The organism is Spirillospora sp. NPDC046719, from assembly GCF_040645715.1.
In the GTDB taxonomy this organism is placed as follows: Bacteria; Actinomycetota; Actinomycetes; order Streptosporangiales; family Streptosporangiaceae; genus Spirillospora.
The window spans coordinates 1-14,528 of sequence record NZ_JBEYYT010000073.1 but is presented as its reverse complement, the minus strand read 5'-3'; the positions used below and the strand labels follow the sequence as shown (position 1 = coordinate 14,528).

Here is a 14,528-nt window from a genome sequence, read left to right as displayed (position 1 = left end):
TGTGGCTATTACAGCCGCGTGGGCGTGGGGGGCGGCGACCTCTGGAGACAGGTGGGGGGGGCGGCGCCGGGGGGGCCCGGGGGGGGGGGCGGGGGCGCCCTTTCGCCGCGCGCCCCCCCGTTCGCGCGGTCAGCGCGGGTCGGCCGCCCGTCCGGAGGACGGCCGGTCAGCCCGCCCGGCGGTAGGACGCGCGGACCGCGAGCCGGTGCCGGAGCAGGCCGATGGCCTCCTCCAGCGTCGGCGCGGCGGCCTGCGCGCGGAGCTGCTGCCCGTCCAGCTCGGCGACGGCCCTGGCGAGGGCCGGCCTGGGCAGCGCCGGGTCGGCCACGATGCTCAGCGTGACCTGCACGGAAGCGGCCCCGGTGCCGTCCAGCGCCGTGCGGACGGCACGCTCGGCCTCCGTGCGCTGGGCGTCCGTGACCTCGCCCGAGGTGAGAAACCGGACCTCCGGTCGCTCGAGGGTCGCGTTCATGGTTCCCCCAAGAGTGGATCTCGGTGATGTTCCGGGAAGTGCCGGGGCGCCGCGGGCGTCACCGCGGTACGCGGCGCCCTCCCGACAAGTGAACGCCGTCCCGGACCCGAAGATCGCCCGAAGGGGACGAGAGCTTGGTCACCCGCCCGCGCTGTAGAGGACCTGATCAGGGGTGATGCGGACGGTGAGGCGCACCTCACCCTCCTGGACGGGATAGGTGGCGTTCCCGGTGTACTTTTCGGAGAGCCCGTTGATGACGTCCACGGCGCCCTCCGTCTCCAGCCTGCCCTCGCCCGAGACGCTGACCCAGTGGAACGCGTCGTCGGGGTCGAGGACGCTGACCGACACGCGCGCGTCCTTGCTGAGGTGCCGCTCCTTGGCGCGCCCGACGGCGGTGTTGATGAGGACGTCGTCGCCGTCGAGGCCGACCCACACGACGGTGTTGTGCAGGGAGCCGTCCGGGCGGACGGTCGTGGCCCACCCCGGCAGCGGACGGTTCAGCAGTGCCTTGGCCTCGTCGGACAGCTTGCTCATGGATCCTCCTCATGGGACGGCTTCAACGGGTGCCTTCCACGCTCGACGGTCGCCAACCCCGGCACCGCGCCGTCTGTTCCCGTCCCGCCGATATTCACCGAACGAGATGACCGCCGTCATTCGCGCGTCATACGATCGCCTCGGAATACCGGTGCCGATTGGCGTGCAGAAGACCGCGAAACGCCAGGCAATTCGTGGGCCGGCAGTGACTTCGCCGCTATGAAAATGACCTCCCGGTCAACGAGATCGTCACCCGTTCGCCACGTTCCGCGTTCGGCTCGCCACCGACGGCACTGGTCACGGGCCGTGGTCACGCTCCAAAACGCCGATCGGGCCCGCCGGGCGCCGCCCCCGGTTCGATCCAGGGGCCCGGCGGGAGTATCCTCACCCGCGCCGATCGGCGCACGGAGCGTCCAGCTCGACCGTTCTCACACGGATGAGCCGTTTTGCCGAAGACGCGCTTTTTCATACTTCCCAAAAACGTGCTTCGATCCTCTAACATAGGGCGGTGCCGTTCCGCCCCAGAACAGACCCGTCGACTGGCTGGTGACCCCTTGCCCCAGGATTCAGCCGCACCCACGCCTCCGGCCGAGGGCGACCAGCCCGGCAGGCTGATCGACTACCCGCGGCGTGGCGGGCCCACGGTCCTGCGCATCCTGCTCGGCGCCCAGCTGCGCCGGCTGCGAGAGGACCGCGGCATCTCCACCGAGCAGGCGGGCTACGAGATCCGCGGCTCGCACTCCAAGATCAGCCGGATGGAGCTGGGGCGCGTCGGGTTCAAGGAGCGCGACGTCTCCGACCTGCTCACCCTGTACGGGGTGAACGACCCCGCCGAGCGCGCGCCGCTGCTGGAGCTGGCCAAGGAGGCCAACACCCCCGGCTGGTGGCACCGCTACGGCGACGTCCTGCCGAGCTGGTTCGAGGTCTACCTGGGGCTGGAGGAGGCCGCGTCGCTGCTGCGCACCTACGAGCTGCAGTTCGTGCCGGGCCTGCTGCAGACCGAGGACTACGCGCACGCCGTGGTGCGCCTCGGCTACTCCGACGCCTCCGACGAGGAGGTCGAGCGGCGCGTCCAGCTCCGCACGACCCGCCAGCGGCGGTTCACCTCGCCCGGCGCTCCGACGCTGTGGGCCGTCCTGGACGAGGCGGTCGTGCGCCGCCCGCTCGGCGGCCGCGACGTGATGCGCCGGCAGTTGCAGCACCTCATCGCGATGTCGGAACTGCCGAACGTCACGCTCCAGATCGTGCCGTTCGGAGCGGGCGGGCACGCGGCCGCCGGCGGCCCGTTCACCATCCTGCGGTTCGCCGAGCCGGGCCTGTCCGACGTGGTCTACCTGGAGCAGCTCACCAGCGCGCTGTACCTGGACAAGCCGACCGACGTCGACACGTACATGCGCGCGATGAACAACCTGTGCATCACCGCCGCGCGCCCCGACGACACCGGCCGGCTGCTCACCGGCATCCTCAAGGAGCTCTGACCGCGCGCTAGCGGGCCGCCTCCGGGCTCGTCCAGCGGGCGCCTCCGCGGCCCTTCTAGCAATCGCCTCCGCTGTCCTTCCAGCGGGTGTCTCCGTCGTCCTTCTACCGGGGCGGCTCCGGCGCCTCGTCCAGGACGCTCTCCTTCCGGCTGCGGCTGCCGCCGCGGAACTCCGCGATGACGTCCCCGTCCGGGACGCGCCTGACCGTCACGTCGTAGACGCCGCTGCGCCCGTACCGGGTGCGTTCGACGGCCGTCGCCTCCAGCACGTCGCCCGCGCGCGCGGGCGCGACGAACACAACGTCGGCGGACGCGGCGACCGTGACGGCGCCGTAGGTGTTGCACGCGTAGGCGAACGCCGAGTCGGCAAGCAGGAACAGGTAGCCGCCGTGGGCGATCCCGTGGCCGTTCACCATCGCCGGGGAGAGCGTCATGCGCAGCACCGCCCGTCCCGGCGCGATCCCGGTGATCTCCATCCCGAGGTCCTGCGCGACCTTGTCGTCCGCGTACATCGTCTCGGCGCATCGCCGCGCCAGCTCCACCGGGTCGCTCACCGTCCCCAGCGTAATGAGCGTCCGGGCTTTGGGCCCCCGTCACGGGGAAGGTCATGGGGGGCTCGCGGGTTCACACAGGTGGCCGCGGTACGGCCGAAACCGGATGGAGGAGGACTCGATGCTGTACGGCAAGGAGCACGTCGAGCGTTACCAGGAGACCGACGGCGCGGAAGGGCACGACTGGCAGGGGACGGTCACGCTGCTGCTCACGACGAAGGGACGGCGCAGCGGCAAGGAGTACACGACGCCGCTCATCTACCAGCCCGAGGGGGACGCCTTCCTGGTCGTGGCGTCCAAGGGCGGCGCGGACGAGCCGCCGGAGTGGTTCCTGAACCTCGAGGCGAACCCCGAGGTGAAGGTCCAGGTGAAGGGGGACCGGTTCACCGCGCGGGCGCGCACCGCGACGGCGGAGGAGAAGCCGGCGTTCTGGAAGAAGATGGCGGCGACGTGGCCCGCCTACGACGAGTACCAGCAGAAGACGGACCGCGAGATCCCCGTGGTCGTCCTCGAGCGGGTCTGAGGTCGGGGGCGCGCCGGGCGCGGGCGCGAACCGCCCGGCCCGGCCGGTTCCCTTTCGCCGGAGCGCCGGGGCGTGTAGCGTCGGGTGGGAACATCCGTTCGACCGCCGTCCGTCCGAGGCCGCCGAGGTGCGAAGGTGCCGACGTCTCCCAGCGCTGATGAGCACGGCGCCGAAAAGCGCGGCGCCGCCATGCTCGGCGCCGGCGATCCCGCGACCGGCGAGAACGGCGCGGACGAGGGTCCGCCGCCCCGGCTGCTGAAGCGCTGGGGGTTCGACGCGGCGCCGGCGCCCGAGACCCTGGACGGCGCGTCCGGCCGGCGGTGCTGGCGGGTCGGCGCGTCCGGCGGCCCGTTCCTCCTGAAGGAGTACGCCCCGGCCGAACGGAAGCGCGTCCTCTTCCAGCACGAGCTGACGGGCGCGCTCGACGCCACGGGGCTCCCCGTGCTCGCGCCGCTGCCGGCGAAGTCCGGCCGCACGCTCGTCACCGCCTCGGGGCACGCCTACGCGCTGTACCCGTGGGTCGCCGGGCGGCGCCGCGGCGGCCTGGAGCTGACCTTCCGGCAGTGTGAGGAGCTCGGCGGGCTGCTCGGCCGGCTGCACGCCGAGATGGAGCGGATCACGCCGCCCGTCCAGCAGAGCCTGCTCGTGCCGACGCCGCGCGCCGCGGACGCGGCGGCCGCCGTCGACGCGATGCTGGCGGCCGTGCCGGAGGGCGGCGGCACCGACTTCGACGCGCTGACCGCGCGCCGGCTGCGGGAGCGGCGTGCGCTGCTCGCCGAGTTCGCCGGGCACCAGCCGCCGGAGATCGAGGTCAGCACGGTCGGGCACCTGCACGGCGCGTTCCACGCGGGGCATCTGCGGTACGCGGGCGCGGGCAACGTCACGGCGGTGCTCGGCTGGGACGCGCTGACCACGGGTCCCGTCGCGGGCGAGGTCGTGCGGGCGGCGGCGCGGCTGTTCGCCTGCGAGGACGAGCGCGGCCTCGACCTGGACCGGGTGCAGGCGTTCGTGCGCGGGCACCGCGCCGCGTTCCCGCTGGACGCGGGGCAGATCCAGTCCGCGGTGCACCGCGAGTGGTGGGAGCGGCTCTGCGACGTGGCGCCGCTGCGGCACCGCTACCTGGGCGAGGAGGGCGCGGGCGAGCGGGGCGCGGCCGGGCTCGTGTCCTGGTGGTCGGCGCAGTTGGAGCGCACGCTCGAGGTGTTCGCCGCGCCGTACACCGACGCCTTCGCCGAAGTGCCGGACGGCAGCCCCGCCTACGGCTGACCCCTCCCCCGCCGCGCCCGCCGGGTCGGGCTCGCGCGAAAGAGCCGTGCGGCACCGCGATGGGCGGCCGCCGGCGGGTAAGACCTTCCGGGATGCGCGACGCGCGGCCGTGTGCCAGGCTTGTCCCGCACCGTTATGTATCGATCAGTCCAAAAGGAGCCGGAGATGACGCAGATCGCACTGCTCGGCACCGGGATCATGGGCGCCGCGATGGCCCGGAACCTGCTGAAGAACGGCCACGGCGTCGCCGCCTGGAACCGCACCCGGGAGCGCGCCGAGCCGCTCGCCGCGGACGGCGCGACCGTCGTCGACTCGCCCGCCGAGGCCGTCGAGGGCGCCGACGTCGTCATGACCATGCTGAACGACGGCGACACCGCGCTGGCCGTGATGACCGACGCCGCGCCCGCGCTGCGGGACGGGCGGATCTGGGCGCAGATGGGCACGGTCGGCGTCGACGACGTCCCGCGGCTCGCCGCGTTCGCCGCCGAGCACGGCGCGACCTTCGTGGACTCCCCCGTGCAGGGCACGAAGCAGCCCGCCGAACAGGGCAAGCTGATGGTCCTGGCGGCCGGCCCGCAGGACGCGCGGACGGTCCTCGACCCGGTGTTCGGCGCGATCGGCAGCCGCACGCTCTGGCTCGACGAGGACGGCGCGAGCGGCGCCGGCACCCGGCTGAAGCTCGCCGCGGTGAGCTACGCCATCTCCCTCACCTCCGTCATCGCCGAGTCCGTCGCGCTGACCAAGGGGCTCGGGCTCGACCCGGCGCTGCTCGGCGAGGTCCTCACCGGCGGCGCGCTCGACAGCGCCTACCTGCAGATCAAGATGAAGGCGATGCTCGCCGACGACTACGCGACGAGCTTCGCCGTCCGCAACGCCGAGAAGAACACCCGGCTGATCCACGACGCGGCCGCGTCGGCGGGCGTCCGCGTCGACGTCAACGACGCGGCGGGCGACCGGTTCCGCCGCGTGATCGAGCAGGGCCACGGCGACGAGGACATGGCCGCGACCTACCGGGCGAGCTTCGGCGGCTGATCCGTCCGGTCCCGTGGGCGTGGCGGGGCGCCGCGGAGGCGGGCGCGGGGCGAGGATGGGCGCATGGAGGTACTGAGCAGCCGCATCCTGCTGCGTCCGGCCGACCTCGACCGCAGCCGGCGGTTCTACCGCGACGTGCTGGGGCTGGCGGTGTACCGCGAGTTCGGGCCGCCGGACTCCCTCGGCGTCGTGTTCTTCCTCGGGCCGGGATTCCTGGAGGTGTCGGGGCACGGGCCGGGCGGCGCCGGCCCGTCCCCCATGATCTGGCTGCAGGTCCGCGACGTGCGGGCCGAGCACGACCGGCTCGCGGCGGCCGGGGCGCGCGTCGTCCGCGAGCCGCGCGAGGAGCCGTGGGGCCTGGTGGAGATGTGGATCGAGGACCCGGACGGTGTGAGGATCGTCCTCGTGGAGGTGCCGGAAGGGCACCCGCTGCGACGCGACCCGCGATCCTGAGCGAGGTGCCATGACCGAGACGCCCGCCGAGTACTGGAACCACAACACCCACTACCACGGCCTCGTCCTGCGCAACGTGCCGCGCGGCTGCGGCGAGGCGCTCGACGTCGGCAGCGGCGACGGGCTGCTCGCGCGCCGGCTCGCGCCGCGCGCCCGCCACGTCACCGGGCTCGACCGGTCGGCGGAGATGGTCGTCAAGGCGAAGAGGCTGAGCGAGGGCGTCGGGAACGTCGACTTCGTCGAGGCCGGGCTGCTGGAGTACGACCTCCCGGAGCGGTACTACGACTTCGTGTGCAGCGTCGCCACGATCCACCACATGGACTTCGCCGCGGGCATCGCGGCGATGCGCGACGCTGTGCGGCCGGGCGGCGCGCTGGTGGTCCTCGGCCTCGCCAACAACGCCGGGCCGAAGGACTTCCTGTACGGGGCGGCGGGCGTGCCCGGGCACGTCCTGCACCGCCGGCTCCTCAAGCGCGGGACCGCGGGCGAGCCCGGCGCGCCGCTCGCCGATCCCGACATGACCTGGGGCGAGGTACGGGACGAGGCGCTGCGGCTCCTGCCGGGCGCCGTGTTCCGCCGGCATCTGCTCTGGCGGTACTCCGTCGTCTGGCACCGGCCGCGCTGATCGGACCGGCCGCCGCGAAAGCTGGAAAACGCTGGAACTGTCTGGAAGCTCCTGTACTGTCTGCCGCATGCCCCCGTCCCCCGGCGTCCCGGCCCCCGACGCGCTGGAGGCGCGCATCGCGGAGCTGCGCGCCGGCGTGCGCCGCGCGATGGCGACCGGCGACCGGCGGACGGCGCGCGCGCTGCGCGCCGACCTGCGCCGCGCCGAGCAGGAGTGGGACACCGCCGTCCTCGGCGACGCCGGCGAGCCGGAGGAGCCCGCGCCCGCCGGAAGCGACGGGCGCCGCGGGCTGCTGCCCGTCCGCGACCAGGTCCACCAGGCGCTGACGCTGCTCGGGGTGCCCGCCGCGCCCAAGCTGATCGGGTCGGTGTACGCGGCGTTCTTCCCCGGCGAGATCCCCGGGACGCGGCTGACGAGCCTGCGCCGCGACGAGGAGCGCTCGTTCCGGACCGCGCCGTACGCGCGGCCCTACTACCTGTGCGCCGCGCTGACCGCCGACCTGCTCGCCCCCGCGCGCGGCCTGCTCACGGTGAGCACCTGGCCGCTGGAGCAGCGGATCGTCGGGCCGCTCAGCCCGCGCACCGACTTCCTCGCCTCCGCGATCCGCCTCGCCGAGCACGCCGGGCGCACGGCGCCCTCGCCGGACGCGCAGCGGCTGCTGTGGCGGTTCGCCTCCAACATTCCCGGTGCGGTCACCGGTACGGTCGGTACAGTCGATCCGGCCGTGCTCGCCGAGGCCGCCCGGGCCGAGCTGGACGTGCACCGGGAGCCCGACCGGCGGCGCCGCGCGTCGGCCGCCGGCCGCGCCCGGGCCCAGCTCGACGACGCGGAACGGCTGTTCGGCAGCCGGCTGCGGGCCCTGCAGGATTCCGCACGGCGACGTGCCAGCTCTGGAGAAACGGACCGATGACCGAGACCGCGCCGGAATTGGACCGGCTGCGCGGAAGCGCTCCGCCGCGCAACCACGACGCCCGCACGATCGCGGCGCTGACCGCCAATCCCGGCTGCGCCCGCCGCGGGCTGATGGACGCGGCGGGCGTCGACAAGGACGCGGTGGCGCGCGCGCTCGGGTTCCCGTCCCCGTTCGGCCAGTCGCAGTTCGCGATCACGCGCGGCAACGCGTTCGAGGCGCAGGTGAAGGCCGACGGGTGCGCGGAGCTGCTGACGCTGCTGCGCGACCGGATGGGCCTGGCGGTGACCGAGGTCGCCTACGACGACCTGGAGGTCGTCGCGGGGAACGAGGGGCGGGAGCTGCGGCACACCCGCACCCGGCGGCTGCTCGCCCAGGCGCTCGACACCGGTGAGGGCACCCTGTTCGACCACCCGCTGCTGCGGCTGGAGATCGGCGGGCAGCTCGCCTACCTGGAGCCGGACGTCATCGCGTTCCAGATCGAGGGCCGGCTGCACGTCATCGAGATCAAGTCGTTCGCGGTGGTGGACGGGCAGGCCGAGCCCGAGCAGGTCGCGGCGGCGGCGCGGCAGTCGGCGGTGTACGTGCTGGCGCTGCGCCGGCTGGTCGCCGAGCTCGGGCACGACCCGGCGCGGGTGTCGCACGAGGTGTTCCTCGTGTGCCCGGAGAACTTCTCCAACCGGCCGTCGGCGACGCCGCTGGACGTCCGCCCGCAGCTGGCCGTGCTGGAACGGCAGCTCGCGCGCCTCACCCGCGTCGACCGGATCCTGGACGCGCTGCCCGGCGACCTGACGTTCGAGCCCGGCGAGCATCTCGCCGACTCCGTCCGCACGGTGGAGGCGCGCTACGCGCCCGAGTGCATGGCGGGCTGCGAGATGGCGTTCTTCTGCCGCGACGAGGCGCGCGCCTGCGGGGCGACGGGTGCGCTCGGCCGGGCCGTGCGCGACGACCTCGGCGGCGTCGACACGATCGGCACGGCGCTGGGCCTCGCGGACGGGTCGCTCAGCCCGTCCGACGACCTCGCGGAGACGGCCGAGCAGCTGCGCGCGGCGGCCCGGCTGCGCGCCGAGGCCCTCGGCACCGGCCGCGCGGACCTCGCGTGACGGCCCGATGAGCGCGCTGAGCTCGCTGGCGCGACTGGAGGCGGTGCGGGCCGGGATCGCGCAGCCGCTGGCGACGGTCCGGCACGTCCACGTGTCGGACGCGCCGCTGGTGCTGATCCCGTTGAAGCTCGCGGGCGAGGCGGCGGCGCCGCTGGCGGTCATGCTCGGGTCGGCGCCGGACGACCCGTCGCTGCTGGTGGTGCCGCAGCCGCGCAACCGCGACCTGCGGTTCGGGTTCGCGGCGGAGCTGGCCAAGCTCGTGCTGAACCACATCGAGACGAGCCGCGGCGAGGTGGAGGAGCTGCCGCCCGGCAAGGAGGGCGACGAGCGGATCCGGTACGGCAACGCGCCGCAGCTGCTCGTGCCGAACCGCGGCGGTGTCGCGTTCCTGCGGCTGCTGGGGCGGTCGACGCGGTTCCGCAGCACCGAGGGCCCGTACGCGGTCGACCCGGCGGTTCCGGTGCTCGGCCGGTGGCTGACGTGGTTCGCCGACAGGCACGACCATCCGGGGTCGTCGCTGCTGCGCGCGATGACGGAGGTGCTGCGGCTGCACTGGGCGACCGGGCAGAGCTCGGTGGAGGACGGCAACCTCGCCGCGCTGATGGGGTGGATCGACCCGCCGGACGGGCTGGACGGCCCCGCCGCCGCGGCGCGCGCCGAGGACCCGGTGATCTGCCCGCCCGCCGGGCCCGCGACCGACCCGACGTTCGACAACGAGGTGCTCGCCCCGGCGATCGCCGCCGACGACCGGTCGGGCGGCGACCCGCGCGCCGGCGACCGCCTCCGCACGCTCATCGGCGGGCAGCTCGCCCCGACATGGGACCTGATGTGGCGGGCGGTAGGCCTGCTGCGGGCGATGCCGGAGGGCGCGAGCGTCCCGCGCCGCTGGGAGCGCGACCGGGACGCCTTCACCTATTACCACCAGACGTTCGGCGAGGCGTATCCTCAGGCGCGCCGCGACCCGCCCGTCCGGGCGGCGCGGCGGCTGCACGATCTCGAACGCGCCCAGGACGCCTACGAGGCGCAGCGCGCGTTCGACGACCCCCTGGTCATGGCCGAGCACCGGCTGGCCGGGCAGGCGTTCGGCGGGCCGGTCACCGAGTGCGACCCGGCCCGGCTGGACGAGACGGGCAAACGGCCGAAGCTGCGTCCGCTGCTGCGGGTCCGCACCGAGGACCCCGTGCGGCTCGACATCGGGTCGACCGTGTGCAACGCGGCGCGCCCGGCGCTGAAGGGGAGGATCGTGGAGATCGGCGACGGCGGCGTGCTGCTGGAGCTGACCGGCGGGATGGGCCGCAAGCTCACCCCGGAGCCCGGCGCCGTCCCCGCGGTCGGCGACCGGGTGTGCTTCACCTCGCTGACGGAGGGCTCGTTCGGGGCCGCGAAGTTCCCCGACCGGGAGGACACGCCGTGGACCCACGGCGGGCCGCCCGAGGAGTACGTGCCGACCGACGAGGACGCCGAAGAGGACTGGTCATGACCGAACGCCATCTGGTCGCGCTGGCCGGGCCGGAGCCGTCCCCCGGCCTCGATCCCGGTGAGGCCGCGACGCGGGCCGTCGACGGGGTGCTCGCCGACCTCGGCGGCGGGCACCGCGGCGTGGTGGTCGACTCGCCGCCCGGGGCGGGCAAGTCGACGCTGGTGGTCCGCGCGGCCGCGCACCTCGCCGAGGCGGGCGAGCGGCTGATGATCGTGGCGCAGACCAACGAGCAGGTCGACGACCTCATCGAGCGGATCGCGACGAAGCACCCCCAGCTGACGCTGGGCCGGTTGTCGGCGTCGGGGTACCTGCCGTCCGAGCGGGTGCTGGCGCATCCGTCGGTGCGGGTGGCGCAGAAGGCCGACGACCTCGCCGAGCACACCATCGTCATCGCGACCGCCGCGAAGTGGGCGACGCTGTCCGACGGGTCGTGGCCGTGGGCGATCGTCGACGAGGCGTACCAGATGCGCTCGGACATGCTGCTGCGCATCGCCGGCCGGTTCGAGCGCGCCCTGTTCGTGGGCGACCCCGGCCAGCTCGACCCGTTCTCCACCGTCGAGGTCGAGCGCTGGGCCGGGCTGTCCTGGGACCCGATGCGCAGCGCCGTCTCGGTCCTGCTCGCGCACAATCCCGGCCTGCCCGTCCACCGGCTGCCGGTGTCGTGGCGGCTCCCCGCGTCCGCGGCGCCCGTGGTGTCCGACGCGTTCTACCCGTTCACCGGCTTCCGCGCCGGGACGGACGAGGGCGACCGGCGGCTGGAGTACGGGGCGCGCGGCATGGGCACCAGCTACGACCACGCCCTGGAGGAGGCCGCGGCGACCGGCTGGGCACTGTACGAGCTGCCCGCCCGCCACACGCTGCGCACCGACGCCGAGGCCGTCCGCGCGACGGCGACGCTCGCCGTCCGGCTGCTGCAGCGCGGCCCGGTCGCGCACTCCGAACTCGGCTCCAAGCCGGTGGACGCGACCCGCGTCGCGATCGGCGCCGCCCACCGCGACCAGGTCACCGCGATCCGCGCGGCGCTCGGCGAGCACGGCACGGGCATCACCGTCGACACCGCCAACCGGCTGCAGGGCCGCGAGTACGACGTGACGGTCATGCTGCACCCGCTGTCGGGCCGCCGCGACGCCACCGCGTTCCACCTGGAGTCGGGACGGCTGTGCGTCCTGACGTCGCGGCACCGGCACGCGTGCGTCGTGGTGGCGCGGGCGGGCATCCCCGAGCTGCTGGACGCCCACCCGTCCACCGAGCCCGTCCACCTCGGCGTGCCGGTCAAGTTCCCGGACGGGTGGGAGGCGAACCAGTCGATCCTCGCCCACCTGGCCCGGCACCGGGTCGCCGCGGACTGAGGACCGGCGGCTACGCGGGCCCGGCGGTGGCGGCCCAGCGGCCGTTGTGCCGGGTGATCGTGATCGGGTGGTCGAAGCACGCGCTGACCAGCTCGGTCGTCAGCACCTCGGCCGCCGGCCCCGAGGCCAGGACCCGGCCCTCGCGCAGCAGCAGCGCGTGGCTGGTGCTGGTCGGCAGCTCCTCCAGGTGGTGCGTGACCAGCACGGTCGTCAGGTCCGGGCGCTCGCCCCGCAACTGGTCGATGCTCGCGAGCAGCCGCTCGCGCGCCGCGACGTCCAGGCCCGTGGCGGGCTCGTCGAGCAGCAGCAGCGGCGGGTCCGGCATCAGCGCCCGCGCGATCAGCGCCCGGCCCCGCTCCCCCTGCGACAGGTTCGGCCAGCGGGCGTCGGTGCGCGCCGTCAGCCCCATCAGCGCGATCAGCTCGTCGGCGCGGCGCAGGTCGTCCTCGGTCGGCGTCCAGCGCGGGACCAGCTCGATGGTGCCGGTCACGCCGGTCAGCACGATCTCCCGGACGGTCCGCGCCGACTCCAGCGGGTGCCGCGGGTTGACCTGGCCGATCAGCTTCCGCAGCTCCTGCACGTCCACCCGGCCGAGCCGGCGGCCGAGGATCTCCGCGGCGCCGCGCGTCGGGTGGGTGTAGGCGCCGAGGATGCCGAGCAGCGTGCTCTTGCCGGCGCCGTTCGGCCCGATCAGCGCCCAGTGCTCGCCGCGCAGCACCGTCAGGGTGACCTGGTCGAGCAGCGGCCGCCGGTCCCGGACGAGGTCGATCTTGTCGGCGTTGAGCACGATGTCGGTCGGGGCGGGAAGGGACAAGGGGACCTCCCTTTCGAAGGCTCGGTGGGACGGGCTCGCGGAAGGAGCACCGGGACATGCGGGGAGGCGCGCGGGGTATGCGTCCGGAACACCGGGCCGGGATCGCCGGAGCGGCGGAAGATCTTCAACGTACCCGAACGATCGCGCCGCCGGGTACGAGGGAGCCTCCCGGCCGGATACTGTGAGAGCCGTGCCTCAGCGATCAGGGAGGGACATGGAGGAGATCGGCTTCATGTGCGCCCGCTGCGGCGGCGAGGTGCACGACGTCACCCACAACCGCGAGGGCTCGCTGGACGGGGTGGGATACCGGCACAACCGCCGGGTGGAGCCGTGGGACCACGAGCTGGAACTCGCCGTCGGCGAAGCGTCGCCGGGCGAGCCCGCGTGCGACTTCTGCGGCGCCGACGGGCCGACGTGGCTCTACTACCCCACGCTCGACCCCGAGGACACCGACATGTTCGAGGTCGAGCTGGACACCACGCACCTGTCCGACGACGACACCGCCGTCGCCGTGCTGAACATGCTCTACCCCTGGTACGCCTGCGACACCTGCTCGGTCCTGGTCGCCGACCGCAAGGTCGACGTGCTCATCTCCCGCGCCCTGGAGCGCACCCCCGTCCCCGAGGACGTCGACGTCGACGAGGACACCGTCCGGGCCCGCCTGCGCGGCTCCCTCTCGGTGTTCTTCACCACCCGCCCGGGCCGCCCCCAGCCGTCGCGCGCGCTCTAGAGCAGGGGCGACGGCCCGGCATGTCGGTGCCGCTCATTATGATCGGTGCCGTTTTCGTGCGGCGGATGTGATTGCGGGGGACCCAGTGATCATCGATAGGCGGTTCCACGGCCCGGACGGGTCGGGCAACGGGGGGTACACGGCGGGGCTGCTGGCGGGGCGGGTGCCGATCGACACGGTGACGGTGACGCTGCGGCAGCCGCCACCGCTGGAGACCGAACTGACGGTCACCGTGGAGGACGAGCGCGGGCACAGCGTGCGGATGTGGGACGGGGAGACGCTCGTCGCGGAGGCCCTCGCGGGGGCGATCGTGGTGCCGCCGGTGCCGCCGGTCCCGTTCGTGGACGCGCTGCGGGCGGCGGAGAAGTTCCGGGCGATCGAGAACCATCCGTTCCCGCGCTGCTTCGTGTGCGGGCCGGAGCGCGAGCCCGGCGACGGGCTCCGGCTGGAGCCCGGGCAGGTCGGCGACGGCACCGTCGCGGCGCCGTGGGTGCCCGACCGGGTGCCGGAGCGGACGCTGGTGTGGGCGGCGCTGGACTGCCCCGGCGGCTGGTCGTTCGACGTGGCGGGCCGCCCGGCCGTCCTCGGCACGATGACCGCGCAGGTCACCGAGGTGCCCGAGGCCGGCGAGGAGTGCGTGGTGATGGGGCTGGCGCGCAGCCGGGAGGGCCGCAAGATGCACGCGGCGACCGCGCTGTACGGCGCCGACGGGCGGCTGCTCGGCCGCGCCGAGCAGATCTGGATCGAGATCGACCCGGAGCGGTTCGGCCGGTGACCCGGCGGGGGCGGCGGACCGGTGCTCCGGAACCGCCGCCCGCCAGACCGTCTGCACCCGACCGCGGGAAATATGTCACGCGACATGGTCCGGCACCGCCGTTCCGCTGTTCAATCTGACTTTCCGCGACTGGAGGCGGGTCAGATGGGCGGAACGGTCTTCCTTCTCCTCGGGGTGGCGGCGCTCGCGGTGTACACCGGCAGGCACTGGGAGCGGGCCCGCCGCGCCGCGTCCGACATGCGGCTGAGCCGCCGGCGGGTCGCCGGCCTGCGGCGGACGGCGGTGCGCGAGCGCGGCCAGGCCACCATGATCGTCGCGGGGGCGGTCGTCGTCCTCGTGATCGTCGTCAAGTACGGCTGAGCCGCCGGCGCCCGGCCGTCAGGGGCCGGTGAACAGCGGATCCTCCCGGTCGGCTCCGTTCAGCTGCCGGCGCG

At 74.3% G+C, this 14,528-nt stretch carries 17 protein-coding genes; 13 read left to right on the top strand and 4 right to left on the bottom strand.

The features are described 5' to 3' along the window. Positions 1–166 precede the first annotated feature (166 nt). Both ABZ914_RS15520 and ABZ914_RS15515 read right to left on the bottom strand, forming a co-directional pair. Positions 167–472 (bottom strand): hypothetical protein, encoded by a 306-nt coding sequence (locus tag ABZ914_RS15520; RefSeq protein ID WP_500193571.1) that lies wholly within the window; start codon positions 470–472, stop codon positions 167–169. A 138-nt stretch (positions 473–610) separates the two neighbouring features. Further along, on the bottom strand, positions 611–1,006 hold the full coding sequence (locus tag ABZ914_RS15515; protein WP_190858433.1) for a PPOX class F420-dependent oxidoreductase: 396 nt from the start codon (positions 1,004–1,006) through the stop codon (positions 611–613). Between the two features lie 611 nt (positions 1,007–1,617). Here ABZ914_RS15515 and ABZ914_RS15510 point away from each other — a divergent pair. Continuing rightward, positions 1,618–2,484: a Sco1979 family transcriptional regulator gene (locus ABZ914_RS15510; protein ID WP_190858592.1), complete on the top strand. Its 867-nt coding sequence runs from the start codon at positions 1,618–1,620 to the stop codon at positions 2,482–2,484. A gap of 103 nt (positions 2,485–2,587) precedes the next feature. Here ABZ914_RS15510 and paaI read toward each other — a convergent pair whose 3' ends face one another. Continuing rightward, the gene (gene paaI, locus ABZ914_RS15505) at positions 2,588–2,995 is read right to left on the bottom strand and encodes a hydroxyphenylacetyl-CoA thioesterase PaaI (RefSeq protein WP_500193586.1); all 408 of its coding nucleotides are present in this window, start codon (positions 2,993–2,995) and stop codon (positions 2,588–2,590) included. Positions 2,996–3,155: 160 nt separating this feature from the next. Between paaI and ABZ914_RS15500 the strand changes: the two genes are divergently transcribed. From ABZ914_RS15500 to ABZ914_RS15460, 9 genes are all read left to right on the top strand, one after another. Continuing rightward, positions 3,156–3,557, top strand: a complete 402-nt coding sequence (locus ABZ914_RS15500; protein ID WP_500193570.1) for a nitroreductase family deazaflavin-dependent oxidoreductase — start codon at positions 3,156–3,158, stop codon at positions 3,555–3,557. Positions 3,558–3,692: 135 nt separating this feature from the next. After that, positions 3,693–4,823: a phosphotransferase enzyme family protein gene (locus ABZ914_RS15495; RefSeq protein ID WP_500193569.1), complete on the top strand. Its 1,131-nt coding sequence runs from the start codon at positions 3,693–3,695 to the stop codon at positions 4,821–4,823. Positions 4,824–4,988: 165 nt separating this feature from the next. Beyond that, complete coding sequence (locus ABZ914_RS15490) at positions 4,989–5,855, top strand: NAD(P)-dependent oxidoreductase (protein ID WP_500193568.1); 867 nt, start codon at positions 4,989–4,991, stop codon at positions 5,853–5,855. Between the two features lie 63 nt (positions 5,856–5,918). After that, positions 5,919–6,308 (top strand): VOC family protein, encoded by a 390-nt coding sequence (locus ABZ914_RS15485; protein WP_500193567.1) that lies wholly within the window; start codon positions 5,919–5,921, stop codon positions 6,306–6,308. A gap of 10 nt (positions 6,309–6,318) precedes the next feature. Further along, entirely contained in the window at positions 6,319–6,933 is a 615-nt protein-coding gene (locus tag ABZ914_RS15480; RefSeq protein ID WP_500193566.1) for a class I SAM-dependent methyltransferase, read from the top strand. A 67-nt stretch (positions 6,934–7,000) separates the two neighbouring features. Then, complete coding sequence (locus ABZ914_RS15475; protein WP_433235836.1) at positions 7,001–7,843, top strand: serine/threonine-protein kinase; 843 nt, start codon at positions 7,001–7,003, stop codon at positions 7,841–7,843. Continuing rightward, positions 7,840–8,946 (top strand): hypothetical protein, encoded by a 1,107-nt coding sequence (locus tag ABZ914_RS15470; RefSeq protein WP_500193565.1) that lies wholly within the window; start codon positions 7,840–7,842, stop codon positions 8,944–8,946. Before ABZ914_RS15475 ends, ABZ914_RS15470 begins: the two co-directional genes overlap by 4 nt. Before the next feature lie 7 nt (positions 8,947–8,953). Then, a complete protein-coding gene (locus tag ABZ914_RS15465) occupies positions 8,954–10,426 on the top strand; it encodes a hypothetical protein (RefSeq protein ID WP_500193564.1) in 1,473 nt (490 codons plus the stop codon). Beyond that, positions 10,423–11,775, top strand: a complete 1,353-nt coding sequence (locus ABZ914_RS15460) for an AAA family ATPase (protein ID WP_190858450.1) — start codon at positions 10,423–10,425, stop codon at positions 11,773–11,775. Before ABZ914_RS15465 ends, ABZ914_RS15460 begins: the two co-directional genes overlap by 4 nt. A 10-nt stretch (positions 11,776–11,785) precedes the next feature. On the opposite strand, the gene ABZ914_RS15455 is transcribed toward ABZ914_RS15460, so the two are convergent. Beyond that, complete coding sequence (locus ABZ914_RS15455) at positions 11,786–12,589, bottom strand: ABC transporter ATP-binding protein (protein ID WP_500193563.1); 804 nt, start codon at positions 12,587–12,589, stop codon at positions 11,786–11,788. Between the two features lie 214 nt (positions 12,590–12,803). Between ABZ914_RS15455 and ABZ914_RS15450 the strand changes: the two genes are divergently transcribed. The 3 genes from ABZ914_RS15450 (at position 12,804) to ABZ914_RS15440 (ending at position 14,454) form a co-directional block, all read left to right on the top strand. Continuing rightward, entirely contained in the window at positions 12,804–13,319 is a 516-nt protein-coding gene (locus tag ABZ914_RS15450; protein ID WP_190858453.1) for a hypothetical protein, read from the top strand. Between the two features lie 85 nt (positions 13,320–13,404). Then, positions 13,405–14,094 carry a hypothetical protein gene (locus tag ABZ914_RS15445; protein WP_500193562.1) on the top strand — a complete coding sequence of 230 codons (690 nt, stop codon included), beginning with the start codon at positions 13,405–13,407 and terminating at the stop codon, positions 14,092–14,094. Between the two features lie 144 nt (positions 14,095–14,238). Continuing rightward, the gene (locus tag ABZ914_RS15440) at positions 14,239–14,454 is read left to right on the top strand and encodes a hypothetical protein (RefSeq protein ID WP_190858457.1); all 216 of its coding nucleotides are present in this window, start codon (positions 14,239–14,241) and stop codon (positions 14,452–14,454) included. Positions 14,455–14,528: the final 74 nt, after the last annotated feature.